The organism is Nonomuraea candida (assembly GCF_000725485.1).
GTDB classification, from domain to species: Bacteria; Actinomycetota; Actinomycetes; order Streptosporangiales; family Streptosporangiaceae; genus Nonomuraea; species Nonomuraea candida.
Genome location: NZ_JOAG01000021.1, coordinates 102925 through 119051, shown reverse-complemented (window position 1 = coordinate 119051; position 16127 = coordinate 102925). Strand labels below are relative to the sequence as shown.

Below are 16127 nucleotides of genomic sequence, written 5' to 3'. Positions count from 1 at the left end.
CGCATCCTACCCTCAGGAAGGCGAGTATGTCGGACGATCAACACCTCACCTTGCGCCCGGCGACGACGCGAGACGTTCCCGCCCTGCTCTCCCTGATGGACTCCATCCTCGCCTGGCTCGTCGCGCGGGGCCGGACCGAGCAGTGGGGCACGGTGCCCTTCTCCCGGATCCCCGGCTTCGAGAACAACCTCACGGAGTGGACGTCGCGGGGCGTCATCACGGTGGCCGAGCGGGGCGGCGCCCCCGTGGGCGTCCTGGCCCTGGCGCCGGCGGTCCCGCCGCACATCCCGTCCGGCCTGCTCCCGCCAGGGGCCTTATTCGTGCACACGGTCATGTCCGCCCGCGGACCTGCCGGTCGCGGGGCGGGGGAGGCGCTGCTGCGGGAGGCGTCCCGCCGGGCGGAGGCGCAGGGCGCCCCCGGCGTGGGCCTCGACCACTGGGCCGGCAGTCCTGAGCTGGACCGCATCTATGACAGGCACGGATACGTCAAGGTGGGGGAGTACAAGTCGGAAAAGGACGGCCGAGCGGTGCTCAACACCGTACGGATCCGCCACCTCTGACCGCGAATCGCGGCCCACGGATCGCGGATCGGGAGCGAGGAGCACGCGCCGGGGAGCGCGCGGCTTGTTCGGCGCACCCGTGACCCCCGGACCGCCCCCAGCCGCCCCCAGCCGCCGCCGGGCCGTCGTCGGGGCCGCCGGCGTTCCGGGGTCTCGGGTCCGAGGGTTCCGGTCCGGACGGCTCTCGTCCGGAAGGCCCGGGCCCAGAGGGGTCAGGCCCGGGGTTCTCGGCTCAGTCGTGCCGGCTCAGTCGTGCTGGTTCGGCCGTGTTGGTTCGGCCGTGTTGGTTCGGCCGTGCTGGTTCAGTGGTGCCGGTTCAGTGGCAGTCGCCGTGGCGGCCCAGGGTCTCCACGGGGGTCGCGCCCGGGCGGGTCCACTGCGGCACGGGGCGGCTGGTCGGGCCCCAGGTGGCGTTCCCGTCCGCGTCCGTGCGCCAGTACCAGCACGCGTGGCTCCCCTCCGGCCAGCCCTCGGGCTTGTCCTCCCAGGTCTCGCCGCGCCCGTAGGGCGTCATGTCGAGCAGGGCGAAGGTCCCGTTGGCCGGCTCGTTGCCGCGGCCCCCGGTGGAGTACGTGAGGAACGTTCGGTCACCCTCCCGCAGGTAACAGGCGATGGCCGCCATGCCGCCGCCGATCGGCTCGGCCACGTCGCGCACGGAGTACCAGGGGTGGGTGTAGCCCATGAACTCGACGAAGGGAGCCACCTCGTCCCACGGGCCCGTGGTCACGATCGCGAACGAGACGCCGCGGGCGTTGAGATAGAGGGCGTCCTTCAGGTTCCAGGCCATGGTGGTGCAGCCCTCGCACTGCCCCTGGTGCGGTGCGCCGTCGTGCCACATGTGCTTGTAGACCAGGAGCTCGTTGCGTCCCTGGAAAAGCTCCAGGAACGGGACCGGGCCCTGGGGTCCGATGACCTTCACCGTCCCGTCGAACTCCACCATCGGCAGCCGGCGGCGGGCCGCGGCGATGGCGTCGCCCTCGCGCGTGTGGGCCTTCTCGCGGACCAGGAGCTCGTCGCGGGCGGCCTGCCAGGTGGCCAGGTCGACGATGGGCGGGCGGCCGGGCAACGCGCTGGTCGAGTCACTCGGTCGGGTCGTCATGATGTCCTCCGTGGTGTCTGGTCGTACCGGGCAGCGTCGTACGACGCCCTGCGGCGGTCACCAGGACAGACCCGGCACCCCGGCCGGAACCGGTCGCCGGCAGGGGCGCCATCGGCCCGCCCGGCGCCGACGATGTCGGGCCGGCAAGCTCACGCACGCGCTCCTAGAGGAGTCTCGCCTGTCGATCTCCCGTTCTCCAGAGTCTCTCCGTTGCGACTTACGCTCGATCCAGCCGGGCGGCCAGGAAGCCGGCGATCAGGGCCGCGCCGGTCCGCCACAGCCAGGTGCACAGGTCCATCAGCCCGGGGTGCGGCGCGCGGGTGAAGGCGACGTCGGCACGGTAGCCGCGCTCGTTGAGCCAGGTGTAGGCGTAGGCGAAGTCCTCACTGATCTGCGCGAACGTTGTGATCGGGGGCGGCGAACGCGGTGGCCACGGTGCCGTCGCGCAGGTGGCAGGCGCCGGCGTAGTTCTCCATGAAGGAGACCGGGCGTGCCGCCGAGCCGGCCGACGCCGCCGATCCCGGGGCCGCTCTGGTGACCTGGCTGCGGGCCGCCACCACTCATGCCGTGTCGAACCGGGGCCTGGCCCTGTCGCTGATGCGCGGCGCCAGGGACGGCATGGAGACGCTGGGCGCCACCTGCCATACGATGATCACCGACGCCGGGGCGGGCCTGCTGGACCGCGCCCGCCGCGCGGACGCCGTACGATTCGGCGTCTCCATCACCGGCCTGCTCAAGCTCGTCAACGCCATCGCCCTGGCCGCTGAGCAGGAGCCCGACGGCGCGGCCCAGGCCGACCGGCTGCTCACCCTGGCCCTGACCGGCGTGCATCCCCCGGGACGGCGGGGCGGAGCCGCGTGAGCCTGCGGTCCGGCCCCGGCCTGCGCTGCGGTCGCGCCGGCCGGGTCCGGGCGGGGCTGCGGTCGCGTCGGCCAGGCCCGGGTGGGGCTGTGGTCGCGTCGGCCAGGCCCGGGCGGGCGGGCGAAGGGGTTGACCTTTCCCCTGGGTGAAGCATCAGCATCGGCGGCACCGGCCACGGTGGCCGGGACGAGGAGGAGTGGTGCGGCTGCTGACGATCGGGGCGTTCGCCCGGGCGGCGGGATTGTCCCCGAAGGCCCTGCGGCTCTATGACGAGCTCGGGCTGCTGCGACCGGCCGCGGTGGACGGCGAGTCGGGCTACCGGTTCTACGATCCGGCGCAGCTGGAGCGGGCCAGGCTGATCGTGTGGCTGCGGCGGCTGGACATGCCGCTGGCGCGGATCCGGCGGGTGTGCGACCTGCCGGCGGCCGACGCGGCCGGGGAGATCGCCGCCTACTGGCAGCAGGTGCTGGCGGAGACCGCCGCCCGCGGCGAGCTGGCCACCTTCCTCGTCGACTACCTGTCGGGGAGAGGGAGCACCGTGCAAGAGACGGCGACCGCGCTCGGGGTCCGTTACGCCGCCCGGTCCGAGTCGGGCCTGGTCAGGACGAGCAACCAGGACACCGCCTACGCCGGCCCCCGGCTGCTGGCGGTGGCCGACGGGGCCACCCCCGGCGGGGACCTCGCGAGCGCGGCGGCGGTGGACGCGCTCAAGCCGCTGGAGACGCTGGCCGTGCCCGCCGAGGACCTGCTCGGCGCGCTGGCCGACGCGGTCGCCGAGGCCGACCGGGCCGTCGGCGAGATCGCCGCCGCCACTCCGTCGGGTGACGCGGTCACGACGCTGACCGCGCTGCTGTGGTCGGGGTCCCGGCTGGCGCTGGTGCACATCGGCGACACGCGGGCCTACCTCGTACGGGACGGCGAGCTGTTCCAGATCACCCACGACCACACCTACGTGCAGGGGCTGGTGGACGAGGGCCGGCTCACGGCGGAGGAGGCGGCCTCGCATCCGCAACGCGCGCTGCTCGCCCAGGCGCTCACCGGCACGGGCGGCGCCCGGCCCCAGCTGTCGCTGCACGAGGCCGCCGCCGGTGACCGGTACCTGCTGTGCTCCGACGGCCTGTCGGCCGTGGTGCCGGCCGGGACGCTGCGCGAGGTGCTGACCGGGCCCGGCACCCCGCAGGAGCTGCTCGACGAGCTGGTCGCGCGGGCGTACGCGGCGGGCGCCCCCGACAACATCGCCTGCGTGGTCGCCGACGTGGTCGGCCTGGAGGCGCGGGCCGCCGGCCGGACCGGCGGGAGCGGGCGGTGACCGCGCCGGCGGTGCGCTCGCTCGGCGCGTACACGATCGACCGCCGCCCGCTGGCCGTCCCGGCCTACCGGCGTCTGTGGACGGCGTCGGCGGTGTCGGCGGTGGGTGGTTCGTTCAGCGTGGTCGCCGTGCCGGCGCAGTTGTTCACGGTGACCGGCTCGTCGGCGGCCGTGGGGGCGGCGGGGGCGGTGTCGCTCGTCGCGCTGGTCGGGTCCGCGCTGTGGTCCGGCGCGCTCGCCGACCTCATGGACCGGCGCAGGCTGCTGCTGGCGGCCCACTGCGGGCTCGCGCTCACGTACGTGGCGCTCTGGGGGCAGGCCGTGCTGGGCGGCGGGTCCGTGCCGGCTCTGTTGGCGCTGGTCGCGTGCCAGGGGCTGACCCTCGGGGCGATCATGACCACGATGGGCGCGGTGGTGCCGCGGGTGGTCCCGGCCGAGCTGCTGGCGGCGGCCGGCAGCCTCAGCTCCCTGACCCGGTACGCCGGTTCGGTCCTCGGGCCGATGCTGGCCGGGGTGCTGATCCCGGTCGCCGGGCTCGGCACGCTGTTCCTGCTCGACGCCGTCGCGCTGCTCGCCGTCGTGTGGGCCGTCGCCAAGCTGCCAGCCCTGCCCCCCGAGCCCCACCCGCCCGCACCACTCACCGACCGGTCCGCGCCGCGCCCGCCCGCACCGCCCACCGACCGGTCCGCGCCGTGCCCGCCCGCACCGCCCACCGACCGGTCCGCGCCGTGCCCGCCCGCACCGCCCGCCGTTCAGGGCGCGGCGACGGCGTCGCTCACCGGTCAGGAGTCTCGGCCCGAGCCGCGCCCGGCCCGGCGGCGGCCCACGCTCGGGCAGCTGCGGGACGGCTTCCGGTACCTGGCGGGCAGCAGGCTGCTGGTGGCGGTGCTCGCGGTGGACCTGGCGGCGATGGTCTTCGGCATGCCGACGGCCCTGTACCCGGAGCTGGCCCGGCACGTCTTCGGCGGCCCCGAGGGCGGCGGCCCCGAGCTGGGCCTGCTGTACGCCGCCTACCCCGCCGGAGTGATCGCGGCCGGCCTGTTCTCGGGCACGTTCACCCGCGCCCGCCGTCACGGCGCGCTCATGGCGGCGGCCGCCGCGGCGTGGGGCGCCGCCCTCGTGCTCCTCGGGCTGGCCGCGCACCTGTGGCTCGCCCTGGCGGCGCTCGTCCTCGGCGGCGCGGTCAACTTCGTGCTGAGCACCTTCCGCAACGCCATCACGCAGGCGCACACCCACGACGCCATGCGCGGCCGGATCCAGGGCTCGGTCACCGTCGTCCTCTTCGGCGGCCCGCACCTGGCGAACCTGCTGCACGGGGCCACCGCCTCGCTCCTCGACGCCCGCCTGGTGATCTGCGCCGGCGGCCTGCTCACCACGGCGACCGTGGCCGTGATCGCCTGGATGACGCCGGAGCTGCGGGACTACCGCCCCTGACCGCCCGGCCGCGAGAGAACCGCAACAAACTACAAAAGTGCAATCGACTCCAAATTTGCAGTAGGCTCCAGAGCCATGACGGAAGGACTGCGGGAGCGCAAGAAGCGCCAGACCCGCCGGCGCATCTCCGACGTGGCCATCGGCCTGTTCGTGGCGCGCGGCTTCGACAACGTCACGATCGCCGAGGTCGCGGCCGCCGCCGAGGTGTCGGTCAACACCGTCTACAACTACTTCCAGGCCAAGGAGGACCTGGTGCTGCCGCCCGAGGAGGCATCGCCGCAGCGGCTGGCCGACATCGTGCGCGGGCGCGCCCCGGGCGAGTCGGCGGCCGGGGCGGTGCTGGCGCGGCTGCGCGAGGAGATCCGCGGGCGGGCGCGCCAGGTGGGGCTGACGTCGGGGTTCGGGCGGGTGCTGGAGATGATGCGGGCCGCGCCCACGCTGGCCGCCCGGCTGGAGGACCTGGGCCACCAGATGACCGCCGCGCTGGCCGAGGTGCTGGCCGAGGAGAGCGGCGCGGGCCCGGACGACCCGCTGCCGCGCGTGATGGCCTGGCACCTCGGCTGCCTGCACGCGCTGGTGCTGTCGGAGATCGGCCGGCGCACGGCGGCGGGGGAGCGGCCCGACGCGATCGCCGAGGCCGTGCTGGAGCTGGTGGACGTCGCCGAGAGCGTGCTCGGCGAGCGGGTCCTGACCTATGCCGTACGAGGGGAGTGAGCGGTGTTCAGGGTGACGATCAGGGGCAAGTTCAAGGGGCTCGACGACGCCGGGCGGGCGGTCGTGCTGGCGGCCGGGGGAGCGGGCTACACCGAGGCCGGCACGTTCACGCACGACCAGAGCGTGTCGGTGTTCACCTTCCGTGTGCAGGTGCCGGCCGGGCCGGACGACGGGGAGGACGAGGCGGGGCTGGGGGCGATGGCGGCGCTGGAGGCGTACGGGGTGCCGTACGAGATCCTGCACCTCGCGGTCACCGATCTGCGGGACATCAAAATCCGCAACCCACGAAAAATCCGAAAATAGGGGTGAAATCCTTCGGCGGGTCCGGACACGTATGAGGTGTCGGGGCCCCCGGATGGAAGAAGGCAGTGTGGACCACCACGATCGCAAGCAGCGCTTCGAGGCGATCTATACCGCCAACTATGCCGACATATTGGCTTACATCCGGCGGCGGACCGCGTCGCACGACGACACCGCCGACGCCCTGGCCGAGACCTTCGCCACCGCCTGGCGCAGGCTCGACGACGTCCCGCAGGGGCACGCGGCCCGCCTATGGTTGTTCGGCGTGGCCCGCCGCGTGCTGGCCAACGGCCGCCGGGCCGAGACCCGCCGCGGCGAGCTGGTCGAACGGCTCGGCCGGCAGCTCGCCGGATGGGCCGAGCAGGCGGGCCCCCACGGCGGCCCCCAGGGTGGCCACGGCGGCGACCACGACGGCGTGCGCGAGGCGTTCGCCCGCCTGACCCCCGACGACCGGGAGGTCCTGGCGCTGGCCGGCTGGGAGGGGCTGGGCTCCGACGAGATCGCCATGGTCCTGGGCTGCTCCCGCAACGCCGCCCGGCTGCGGCTGCACCGGGCCCGCAAACGCCTGGCCAGGCAGTTGCAGGCGGCCGGGCTCGACGTGGCCCGCATCGGGCTCCGCGCCGTCGCGCTGACCAAGGGGGCCATGTGATGCACGAGATCGACCGTCTGGTGGCAGGCATCGCCCCCGACCCCGGCCCCGGCATGACCCCGCTGGCCAGGGAGCTGATGGAGGAGATCACCACCCTCCCGGCCGCCGCGCAGGCCGAAGATCGGGCCGAGGAGCACGCCTCATCGCCCCGCCGCCGCGTCGCCGGTGCGCGCCGGCGCTGGTGGCCGGCCCTTCCGGGGCCGCGGCGGTGGGCGGCCGTGCCGATCCTCGCCACCCTGGCCGCCCTGCTGTCCTTCGGCGTCGCCCAGGCGCCCGCCTCCGCCGCGCTCGACATCGAACGGGTCGGCGACCACTACGTCATCACGGTCAAGGACCTGCTGGCGGCGCCCGAGGTGTACCAGCGGGAGCTGCGGGCCAGGGGCCTGGACATCACGCTCGACCTGGTGCCGACCTCCGCGAGCATGACGGGCCGGATAGTCGTGATCAACGACATGGAACGGTTGCGGTCCGGCGAACCGGTGCCCGGCGACGGCCCGATCACCACGATCGACGCCCCGGGGCCGTGCGAGCGGTTCGCCGGCTGCCCTGTCGGCCTCAAGGTGCCGGTCGACTTCGACAAGGAGGCCGAGATCACTCTCGGCAGGCGGGCCCTGCCCGGCGAGAGGTACACGATGCCGCCCGGCATCGCCCTGCCCGGCGAGCCTCTGCACTGCGTGGACTACGTCAACAAGAGCGTCGCGGAGATCTCGGCCGTGCTGCGCGAGCGGGGCGTCACACCGTCGTACATCTCCTACGGCAGACCCGCGAGCCCCTCGGCCCCCGGCGACTGGTACGTGCACGACGGCGTCATGAGCGCCGACGGCCAGGCCCTTCTGCTGGTCGGCGCCGAGCCCGGCGCCCAGCGCAGCCCGGAGTCACGGCCCCGCTGCTGATCCCGGCCGGTCCCTGAGAGCTTCCACCGGGAGCGCGCGGCTGAGCGCGCGCCCATCACCGCCATGCGTCGTCCTCGGCATGCGCGGACCCCCTGTCATACCCCACGATCGGATTTCGCGTGCTCACAGACACCCGCGTGGCGCTGCCGTCGCAGCGCCCGCCCGCCGTCCTCGCGGGCCACCGCCTCTTCACCGCGCTGCTCGTCCTGGCGGCCGCGCTGCGGGTGGTGACGATGCTCGGCTACCGCCCCGCCACGCTCTACTGGTACGACTCCTTCACCTATCTCGACACGGCCGTGCACCTGGCCCCGTCGGCGACCTTCCACCCGATCGGCTACCCGCTGCTGCTGCGGGCGCTGCTGCCCTTCCACAGCGTGGAGCTGGTCGTGGCCGTCCAGCACGCGCTGGGCCTGGCCACCGCCGTGATGCTCTACGCCGTGCTGCGCCGCAGGTCGGCGCCGGGCTGGGCGGCCGCCGCGGCGACGGTGCCGCTGCTGTTCGACGCCTCGTTCCTGCGGCTGGAGACGGGCGTGCTGTCCGACATGCAGTTCATCTTCCTGGTCGTGGCCGGGCTGACCGTGCTGATGTGGTCGCCGAGGCTGAGCACGCGGGCCGCCGCGGGGGCGGGCCTGCTGTTCGCCGCGGCCGCGCTGACCAGGACGATCGCGCTGCCGCTGCTCGTGCTCGTCGTGCTGGTGCTGGCGGTGCGGCGGGTCGGGTGGCGGCGCCTGGCCGCGCTGGTGCTGGCGGCGGCGCTGCCCCTGCTCGGCTACGCCTCCTGGTACGCCCAGCACCACGGCCGCTTCGCCCTCAGCGGCGCCGACGGGGTCGCCCTGTGGGCCAGGACGATGACCTTCGCCGACTGCGCCCGCATCCAGCCGCCGCCCGGCCTGGCCCGCCTGTGCCCCAACGGCACGAAGGTGGACGCCGCCTCGGAGTACGTCTGGGCCCCCGGCGCCTCGCTCAACCTGCTGCCCGGCGGCCGCTTCGCGCACAACGACCTGGCCCGCTCGTTCGCGGTCGAGGCGATCCTCGCCCAGCCGCTGGACTACGTGGGCAACGTGCTGCGCGACACCGCCATCGCCTTCTCCTGGACGCCGATCCCGCACCCCGACCGCACCACGCCCGCGTTCGGCTTCAGGAGCGGGCACTGGGAGCTGCCCGACCAGCCGCTGATCGAGAAGGTGAAACGGGAGTACGACCCGGACATCCGCGGCCTGTCGTCGGTGTCGCCGTACGCCGACTTCCTCATCGCCTACCAGTACGTCGCCTACCTGCGCGGCCCGTTGCTGGGCGCGATCCTCCTGCTGGGCGCGGTGGCCGCGGTGCGGCGCCCGCGCGTGGCGCTGCTGCCGTGGGCCGTGGCGATGGGCCTGCTCGTCGGCCCGGTCGCGGTCCTGGACTTCGACCACCGGTACGTGCTGCCCGTCATCCCGGTCGCCTGCCTGGCCGCCGCCCTGGCCTTTCCCAGAAGTGGGATAAGATCCCGCATGTGAGAGAGATCGGGGACGTGGACGCCCGGCTCGCCGACCGGCTGGCCGAGCTGCGCGTCGAGCGGGGCTGGGCGCTGGAGGAGCTGGCGAGCCGGTCGGGCATCAGCCGTTCGACGCTGTCGCGGCTGGAGCGTGGCGAGATCAGCCCGACGGCGGCCCTGCTCGGCAGGCTCTGCGCCGTCTACGGGCGCACGATGTCCCGCCTGCTGGCCGAGGTGGAGTCCGAGCCGCCGCAGGTCGTGGCGGCCGGCGCGCAGCCGGTGTGGCGGGACGAGGAGTCGGGCTTCGTCCGCCGCTCGGTCTCGCCGCCCCACCCCGGCCTGCGCGGCGAGGTCGTCGAGGGGCGGCTGCGGCCGGGGGCCGACATCGCCTACGACGGGCCGCCCGTGCCGGGGCTGGAGCAGCACATCTGGGGGCTGGAGGGCGCGGTGGAGATCACCGCGAACGGCCGCACCCACACCGTGCGGGCCGGCGACTGCCTGCGCTTCCGCCTGTGGGGAGCCTCCCGCTGCCACTGCCCCGGCCCCGCCCCCGCCCGGTACGCGATCTTCATCGTCCTCCCCTGAACCACGAGAAGGAACCCCATGCACCACACCATCGCCCGCCTGTCCGCCGAGGACTTCGAGCACCACGTCAAGGACCTGGCCGAGCTGCTGGCCGACGCGGTGGACGACGGAGCCTCGGTGGGATTCGTGGCGCCGTTCGGTCACGAGGCCGCCGAGGCGTGGTGGCGGGCCCAGGCCCCGGCGGTGGCCGCCGGCAGCCTCATCGTGTGGACCTGCCACCTGGACGGCGCCCTGGCCGGCACGATCAGCCTGTCGCTGCCGGCCAAGCCCGCCGCCCGGCACCGCGCCGAGGTCGTCAAGCTGATGGTGCACCGCGACGCCCGCGGGCGCGGCCTGTCGCGCGCGCTGCTGGCCACGGCCGAGCGGGCGGCCCTGGAGCTGGGGGCCGAGCTGCTGCTCCTGGACACCGAGACCGGCAGCACGGCCGAGCGCGTCTATCTCACCGGCGGCTGGACCCGCTTCGGCGTCGTCCCCGAGTACGCCGCCTCCCCGGACGGCGTGCTGCGCGACTGCAGCTTCTTCTACAAGCGGCTGACCGCCGCGGCCTGAGCCCGGACGGCGCGGTCCGGGCCGCGAACCACCGGCCTTCACGGGGTCAGCGCGGCTGGTCCGGCTCCAGGAAGACGGTGGGCACCTTGTGGTCGCTCACGATCCGGCCGAGCAGCCCCGCGAGGGTCTCACGCTCGCCGGGGGCGAAGCCGGCGGTCAGCTCCTCGACGCGGCGGCAGGTCTCGGCGTAGAACTTCTCGGCCAGCCCGGCCCCGCGCGGGGTCAGCGCCACCCGCACCGCGCGCGAGTCGTCGGGGTCGGGCGTGCGCTCGACCAGGCCGTTGCGCTCGGTCCGGTCCACCAGGCCGGTCAGGCTCGACTTGGCCAGGCCCAGCGTCGCGCCCAGCTCGCTCATGCCGTACGGCTGCGCCATCAGCACGCACAACAACTGGCCCTGCTGCTGGGTGAGGCCGTGCTCGCGGGCCGACTCGACGTAGACGGCATTCACCAGGAACGTCGAACGCACCAGCGCGGCCACCACTCCGATCGCACCGTCGGCTTGCTTGCTCACCCGCCCAGAGTAACAAATTCGTGGGACGAACTACCGGTCGGGCCGCCGGCGCTTCCCAGGGCCAGCGCGACGGCCAGGACGCCGAGCAGGCCGCCCATGACGATCCGCTGCGTACGCAGCCAGGAGGGGCGGGCCGCGAGGAAGCCCGCGACGGCCCCGGCGGCCAGCACGATCGACAGGTTCACCGAGACGGCCACCGCGATCTGCGCGCCGCCCAGGATGAGCCCCTGGCGCAGCACGTCGCCCCGGGACAGGTCGACGAACTGCGGGATGACCGAGACGTACAGGATGGCGATCTTGGGGTTGAGCACGTTCGTCATCAGCCCCATCGTGAACAGCCGGCGCGCGGAGTCGGCGGGCACGTCGCGTACGGCGAAGACCGACACGCCGCCGGGCCTGACCGTCTGCCAGGCCAGCCAGAGCAGGTAGAGCGCGCCAGCGATCCTGATGGCGGTGAGCAGCTCCGGCATGGCGGCGAACAGCAGCGCCAGCCCCAGGTTCGCGGCCACCAGGTAGACCAGGAACCCGGCGGCGACCCCGCCGAGCGCGACGGTCCCGGCCCGGCGGCCCTGGCTGATGCTCCTCGACACCAGGTACATCATGTTCGGGCCCGGGGACAGCACCATCCCCAGCGCCACCGACACCACCCCGAGCAGCGCGCTCTCCTCGACCATCGTCACCCCTCGTCTCCCGGCGGGAACGGCCCCGATCGCGCCGACAGGGGAAAGCTATTTCTTCACAGCAATTCGGTGCAATATGTGGAATTGAACTCGGAGCAATTCTGTGTTTGACTCGGGCCGGGAGGAGACATCCATGGACGACTACCGGCGGGTGGCCGACGACGTGGCGGCCGACATCGCGGCCGGGCGGCTGCGGCCGGGCGACCGGCTGCCCCCGCAGCGGCAGTTCGCGCGGCAGCGCGCCATCGCCCCGTCCACCGCCGCCCGCGTCTACAAGGAGCTGGTCCGCCGGGGCCTCACGGTCGGCGAGGTCGGGCGCGGCACGTTCGTCAGGGCCGCCGCCCCGCGCGCCGACCCCGCGCTCGCCGAACCGGCTGGCAGCAGGGTCGACCTGGAGCTCAACCACGCCTTCGTGCCCGAGCAGGCGGCCCTGCAGGCCGAGGGCCTGGCCCCGCTGCTGCGCCCCGACGTGCTCGCGGCGGCCATGGGCCCGGCCGGCGCGGCCGGCACCCCGGCGGCCCGGGCCCAGGTCGCCGCGCTGCTGGCCCGCGAGGAGTGGCGGCCGGAGCCCGAGCGCGTGCTGTTCGCCGGCAACGGCCGCCAGGCGATCGCCGCCGCCATGGCCGCGCTGGCCTCCCCCGGCTCCAGGGTCGGCGTGGAGGAGCTCACCTACCCCGTCGTCAAGGCCATCGCGAGCCGTCTCGGCGTCACGCTCGTGCCGCTGGCCGCCGACGCCGCCGGGCTGGTGCCCGCGGCCGTCGAGGACGCGATGCGCAAGACCCCGCTCGACGCCGTCTACCTCCAGCCCACCCTGCACAACCCGCTGTCGCTCACCATGCCCCTGGAGCGCCGGGCAGAGCTGGCCGGCGTCCTGGCGCGGCTGGACCTGCCCGCGATCGAGGACTCCGTCTGGTCCTTCCTCCGCCCCGAGCTGCCGCCGCTGGCCGCGCTGGCCCCCGAGCGCACGATCCTCGTCGACAGCCTCTCCAAGCGGCTCGCCCCCGGCCTGACGCTCGGGTTCGCCGTCGTTCCCGGCCCGCTCGGCGCGGGCGTCGCCGCCGCCCTGCGCTCCGGCGCGTGGACGCCGGCCCGGTTCGCGCTGGAGGCCGCCACCCGGTGGCTGAGCGACGGCGCGGTCGCCACGGTGGCCGGCGCCAAGCAGCGGCAGGCCGCCTCCCGGCAGCGGCTCGCCGGCCGGCTCCTGGGGGAGTTCGCGGTGCGTGCCGACCCGCACTCCTACTACTGCTGGTGGGAGCTGCCGCCGACGTGGCGGGCCGACACGTTCGTGGCCGCCGCCGCGCGCCAGGGCATCGCGGTCACGCCCGCCGCGGCGTTCGCCGTGGGCGCGCACCGCACCCCCAACGCCGTACGCCTCGGGCTGGCCTCCCCGCCCGACGAGATCCTCGCGCAGGCGTTGTCCACCCTCGCCGCCCTGGCCCGTTCCACCCCGGACGACCTGCTCACCGACTGACGAGCCGGGCCGTCCCCAGGGTCAGAGCGTCTGGGTGAGGGCGTCGAGGTCGGCCAGGCGGCCGGCCGGGGCCAGCCGGGCGGCCGTGGCGACCAGCAGCAGCTCGGTGACGGCGATCTCGTGGGCGAGCGGCGCGATCGGGCCCGCGGCCTCGCGCGGCAGGCTGATCAGCACCTCCGCCTCGGCGGCCAGCGGCGACCGCCAGGCGTCGGTGACCAGCACCAGGCGCGCGCCCCGGGCCCGGGCCGCCCGGACGAAGCGGGCGGTGCCGGGGGAGTAGCGGCGGAAGTCGTAGGCCACGACCACGTCGGAGGGGCCGAGGTCCAGCACGGCACGGGCGCGGGCGGGCGCGGACTCGGGCACGCGGTGCGCGCCCCTGCGCAGGCTGGCGAGCTGGCGGATCAGATATTCGGCGGCCAGCTCGCTCAGCGGGCCGCCCAGCGCCCACACCGTCCCCGCCTCGGCCAGCAGGGCGGCCACCTTCCGGTAGAGCGGCTCGGGAACGGCCGCCAGCGTGCCGTCGAGCCCGGCCCGCAGCTCCTCGGCGGCCCGCCCCAACGCGGCCCGGCCGCCCGGCCCCTCTGAGCCGCCCGTGGCGCCGGGGCCATGGTCCGTGGGGGCGGCTCCGGCCAGGGCGCCGGAGCCACGCTCTGCGGGGCCGGCTCCGTCCGGGGCATCGGAGGCCGCTCCTGCCGCGCCTGCTCCGTGCGGGCTGGGCGGGGCGTCGCGGGGCTCGCCGGCGGGCGGGCCGCTCTTGGTGACGTACTCCAGCAGGCGGGAGCGGTCCCGGGCCCCGTCCCGTACGGCGGCCTGGAAGTCGGCGAAGCCGGCGTAGCCGAGGCGGTCGAACAGGCGCGAGGCCGTCGGCGGGCTGACCCCGGCGCGCTCGGCCAGCGCCCGCAGCGAGCCCAGCGCCGCGAACGGATAGTCGTCGAGCAGCACCCGCACGACGGCCCGCTCGCCGGGCGGCAGCTCGGGGTAGACGGCGCCGAGCCGGGCCGCGATCGCATCGTTCTCCACAATGACAAATGTTACAGCAACCACCGTTTGACGAAATATCCGGAACAAGTGTTACGGTGCGGGGCATGACAACCTGGCACGGCCTCATCGACAGCCCCTACCGGCGCTGGTTGCCGGTCACCCCGGAGACCCCCGCCATCTCGCTCAACGAGGGCAACACGCCCCTGCTGCGCTCGGCGCACCTGTCCGGCCTCACCGGCTGCGAGGTCTGGCTCAAAGTCGAGGGCGCCAACCCGACGGGCTCGTTCAAGGACCGCGGCATGACGGTGGCGATCAGCCGGGCGGCCGAAGCCGGCGCCGAGGCCGTCATCTGCGCCTCCACCGGCAACACCAGCGCCTCGGCCGCCGCCTACGCCGCCCGCGCCGGCGTGACGGCCGCCGTCCTGGTGCCCAGGGGCCGCGTGGCGCTGGGCAAGCTGAGCCAGGCCGTGCGGTACGGCGCCGAGATCGTCGAGATCGACGGCACCTTCGACGATTGCCTGCGTGTGGCCCGCGAGCTGGCCGCCCACCACCCGATCGCGCTGGTCAACTCGGTCGGCAACGAGCTGCGCCTGGCCGGGCAGCGCACCGTGGCCTACGAGATCGCCGACGCCCTCGGCGGCGCACCCGACGTGCACTGCCTGCCCGTGGGCAACGGCGGCAACATCACCGCCACCTGGGGCGGCTACCGCACCTACCACGAGGCGGGCCTGTCGGCCACGCTGCCGCGCATGTGGGGCTTCCAGGCGGCCGGCGCGGCCCCGCTCGTGCACGGCGAGCCGGTCGCCGTGCCCCGCACGGACGCCACCGCGATCAGCGTCGGCCACCCCGCCACCTGGGACGGCGCCGTCGCGGCCCGCGACGAGTCGGGCGGGCTGATCGCCGCGGTGACCGACGAGCAGATCTTCGCGGCGTACCGGATGCTGGCCCGCCGCGACGGCGTCTTCGCCGAGCCGGCCTCGGCCGCCGGCGTGGCGGGGCTGCTCGACCGGCACGCCAGGGGAGAGCTGGAGCCGGGGCTGCGCGTCGTCATCACGCTCAGCGGCAACGGGCTGAAGGATCTCGACGCCTCCATGCGCGACGGCTACACCGCCACGGAGACCTCCGCCGCCACCGCGGACGTGGCCCGCGCCCTGCGCCTGGCCGCCTGACCTGCCGCCGACCTACCTGCGGCAACCACGAACAGTAACCATCAGGCAACGTTATGTGATTCGCGTCACGGGCACGAATATCGCGACAAAGCCGACGAGGCGGCCGATACGGCGATTTGCCGTCCCCTCCATCGGCTGGCGCCGGCGATCCCCCCATTCCGAGAGGAACGCCCCGTGCCCGCGACCGGAATCCTGCCTGCCCTGAGACGTGCGAGCGCCGCCGCCCTGCTGCTCACCGCAGGGGCGGCGGCCCCGCTGACCACGCACTCGACCGCGCCCGACGCCGCCCCCTGCGAGCGGCTCCTGAAGCCGGACCACACCTACCGCGCCAACCGCCAGACCTTCACCACCGACGACACCGGACGCCCCGTCGAGGCCCTGGCCGAGAACCTCGTGGACCGATCGGCCCCGCGCGGCGAGTGCCAGAGCACGGTCGGCAACTGGGCCGGTGCGGGCGACTGGAACGGTGGCCACCTCATCGCCGCCTCCTTCCACGGCGTCAGCATGCGTTACAACCTGGTCCCGCTGCGGGGCCGGCAGATCAACCAGGGCCTGATGAAGCAGGTCGAGGACGGCGCCCGCGCCTGCCTGGAGGGCGACGGCTCCGTGTCGGGCTACCGGGTGCGCCTGCACTACCCCGACCGCGAGGCGCTCGCGCCCGACCGGATCGAGATCACCCTGTCGCCCCGGGTGTCGGGCGTGTCCCGGCAGCTCACGTTCACCCTGCCGAACCAGGTACTGTCCGCATCAGACTTCAAGAACCGGCAGGAGCGGATAACCGAGACGTTCCGGGCGGCCCGTTGCGGCAGCAGCCGGTTGTGAAGGAGGTATCGATCGCTCGCAGATGATCGGGGGCAATGTTGTGGGATACCTCCATGCCTGAGCGTGG

The 16127-nt window shown here is 74.5% G+C and carries 18 protein-coding genes; 14 read left to right on the top strand and 4 right to left on the bottom strand.

Translation table 11 applies throughout. The annotated features are described in order from the left end of the window. Positions 1 to 26 precede the first annotated feature (26 nt). Positions 27 to 560: a GNAT family N-acetyltransferase gene (locus IO39_RS22615; protein WP_052423226.1), complete on the top strand. Its 534-nt coding sequence runs from the start codon at positions 27 to 29 to the stop codon at positions 558 to 560. 316 nt (positions 561 to 876) lie between these two features. Here IO39_RS22615 and IO39_RS22610 read toward each other — a convergent pair whose 3' ends face one another. Next, the gene (locus IO39_RS22610; protein ID WP_043626638.1) at positions 877 to 1659 is read right to left on the bottom strand and encodes a DUF899 family protein; all 783 of its coding nucleotides are present in this window, start codon (positions 1657 to 1659) and stop codon (positions 877 to 879) included. 474 nt (positions 1660 to 2133) lie between these two features. Here IO39_RS22610 and IO39_RS22605 point away from each other — a divergent pair, with 474 nt between their 5' ends. The 10 genes from IO39_RS22605 to IO39_RS22560 all read left to right on the top strand — a co-directional run bounded on the left by IO39_RS22605 (position 2134) and on the right by IO39_RS22560 (position 10426). Continuing rightward, positions 2134 to 2520, top strand: coding sequence for an SbtR family transcriptional regulator (locus IO39_RS22605; RefSeq protein WP_157548766.1), 387 nt, complete (start codon positions 2134 to 2136; stop codon positions 2518 to 2520). 199 nt (positions 2521 to 2719) lie between these two features. Continuing rightward, positions 2720 to 3829, top strand: a complete 1110-nt coding sequence (locus IO39_RS22600) for a MerR family transcriptional regulator (RefSeq protein ID WP_043626901.1) — start codon at positions 2720 to 2722, stop codon at positions 3827 to 3829. Further along, positions 3826 to 5262, top strand: a complete 1437-nt coding sequence (locus IO39_RS22595) for an MFS transporter (RefSeq protein ID WP_052423224.1) — start codon at positions 3826 to 3828, stop codon at positions 5260 to 5262. Before IO39_RS22600 ends, IO39_RS22595 begins: the two co-directional genes overlap by 4 nt. 75 nt (positions 5263 to 5337) lie before the next feature. After that, a complete protein-coding gene (locus IO39_RS22590; RefSeq protein ID WP_043626634.1) occupies positions 5338 to 5976 on the top strand; it encodes a TetR/AcrR family transcriptional regulator in 639 nt (212 codons plus the stop codon). Positions 5977 to 5979: 3 nt separating this feature from the next. Further along, entirely contained in the window at positions 5980 to 6279 is a 300-nt protein-coding gene (locus tag IO39_RS22585) for a DUF6204 family protein (protein WP_043626630.1), read from the top strand. Positions 6280 to 6346: 67 nt separating this feature from the next. Beyond that, complete coding sequence (locus tag IO39_RS22580; RefSeq protein ID WP_157548764.1) at positions 6347 to 6925, top strand: RNA polymerase sigma factor; 579 nt, start codon at positions 6347 to 6349, stop codon at positions 6923 to 6925. Continuing rightward, positions 6925 to 7818, top strand: coding sequence for a hypothetical protein (locus IO39_RS22575; protein ID WP_043626625.1), 894 nt, complete (start codon positions 6925 to 6927; stop codon positions 7816 to 7818). The genes IO39_RS22580 and IO39_RS22575 overlap by 1 nt, the downstream gene beginning before the upstream one ends. 119 nt (positions 7819 to 7937) lie before the next feature. Continuing rightward, positions 7938 to 9314, top strand: a complete 1377-nt coding sequence (locus IO39_RS22570; RefSeq protein ID WP_043626623.1) for a hypothetical protein — start codon at positions 7938 to 7940, stop codon at positions 9312 to 9314. Further along, positions 9311 to 9877 (top strand): helix-turn-helix domain-containing protein, encoded by a 567-nt coding sequence (locus tag IO39_RS22565; protein WP_043626621.1) that lies wholly within the window; start codon positions 9311 to 9313, stop codon positions 9875 to 9877. The genes IO39_RS22570 and IO39_RS22565 overlap by 4 nt, the downstream gene beginning before the upstream one ends. A gap of 18 nt (positions 9878 to 9895) precedes the next feature. Continuing rightward, positions 9896 to 10426, top strand: a complete 531-nt coding sequence (locus IO39_RS22560; RefSeq protein ID WP_043626619.1) for a GNAT family N-acetyltransferase — start codon at positions 9896 to 9898, stop codon at positions 10424 to 10426. 46 nt (positions 10427 to 10472) lie between these two features. Here IO39_RS22560 and IO39_RS22555 read toward each other — a convergent pair whose 3' ends face one another. Then, positions 10473 to 10937, bottom strand: coding sequence for a MarR family winged helix-turn-helix transcriptional regulator (locus tag IO39_RS22555; protein WP_211267114.1), 465 nt, complete (start codon positions 10935 to 10937; stop codon positions 10473 to 10475). After that, positions 10934 to 11611 carry a LysE family translocator gene (locus IO39_RS22550; protein ID WP_043626893.1) on the bottom strand — a complete coding sequence of 226 codons (678 nt, stop codon included), beginning with the start codon at positions 11609 to 11611 and terminating at the stop codon, positions 10934 to 10936. Before IO39_RS22550 ends, IO39_RS22555 begins: the two co-directional genes overlap by 4 nt. 139 nt (positions 11612 to 11750) lie before the next feature. Between IO39_RS22550 and IO39_RS22545 the strand changes: the two genes are divergently transcribed. After that, entirely contained in the window at positions 11751 to 13088 is a 1338-nt protein-coding gene (locus IO39_RS22545; RefSeq protein WP_043626612.1) for an aminotransferase-like domain-containing protein, read from the top strand. Positions 13089 to 13109: 21 nt separating this feature from the next. Here IO39_RS22545 and IO39_RS22540 read toward each other — a convergent pair whose 3' ends face one another. Further along, positions 13110 to 14108 (bottom strand): MurR/RpiR family transcriptional regulator, encoded by a 999-nt coding sequence (locus IO39_RS22540; protein ID WP_043626610.1) that lies wholly within the window; start codon positions 14106 to 14108, stop codon positions 13110 to 13112. 65 nt (positions 14109 to 14173) lie between these two features. On the opposite strand from IO39_RS22540, the gene thrC reads away from it, so the two are divergent. After that, positions 14174 to 15238 carry a threonine synthase gene (gene thrC, locus IO39_RS22535; RefSeq protein WP_052423223.1) on the top strand — a complete coding sequence of 355 codons (1065 nt, stop codon included), beginning with the start codon at positions 14174 to 14176 and terminating at the stop codon, positions 15236 to 15238. Positions 15239 to 15412: 174 nt separating this feature from the next. Beyond that, on the top strand, positions 15413 to 16060 hold the full coding sequence (locus IO39_RS22530) for a DNA/RNA non-specific endonuclease (protein WP_043626604.1): 648 nt from the start codon (positions 15413 to 15415) through the stop codon (positions 16058 to 16060). Positions 16061 to 16127: the final 67 nt, after the last annotated feature.

Excerpts from the sequence above, each read along its gene's own strand:
- IO39_RS22605 (WP_157548766.1), top strand. The coding sequence starts at position 2,134 with ATGAAGGAGACCGGGCGTGCCGCCGAGCCGGCCGACGCCGCCGATCCC.
- IO39_RS22615 (WP_052423226.1), top strand. The coding sequence starts at position 27 with ATGTCGGACGATCAACACCTCACCTTGCGCCCGGCGACGACGCGAGAC.
- IO39_RS22575 (WP_043626625.1), top strand. The coding sequence starts at position 6,925 with ATGCACGAGATCGACCGTCTGGTGGCAGGCATCGCCCCCGACCCCGGC.
- IO39_RS22545 (WP_043626612.1), top strand. The coding sequence starts at position 11,751 with ATGGACGACTACCGGCGGGTGGCCGACGACGTGGCGGCCGACATCGCG.
- IO39_RS22590 (WP_043626634.1), top strand. The coding sequence starts at position 5,338 with ATGACGGAAGGACTGCGGGAGCGCAAGAAGCGCCAGACCCGCCGGCGC.
- IO39_RS22550 (WP_043626893.1), bottom strand. The coding sequence starts at position 11,611 with ATGGTCGAGGAGAGCGCGCTGCTCGGGGTGGTGTCGGTGGCGCTGGGG.
- thrC (WP_052423223.1), top strand. The coding sequence starts at position 14,174 with ATGACAACCTGGCACGGCCTCATCGACAGCCCCTACCGGCGCTGGTTG.
- IO39_RS22560 (WP_043626619.1), top strand. The coding sequence starts at position 9,896 with ATGCACCACACCATCGCCCGCCTGTCCGCCGAGGACTTCGAGCACCAC.
- IO39_RS22610 (WP_043626638.1), bottom strand. The coding sequence starts at position 1,659 with ATGACGACCCGACCGAGTGACTCGACCAGCGCGTTGCCCGGCCGCCCG.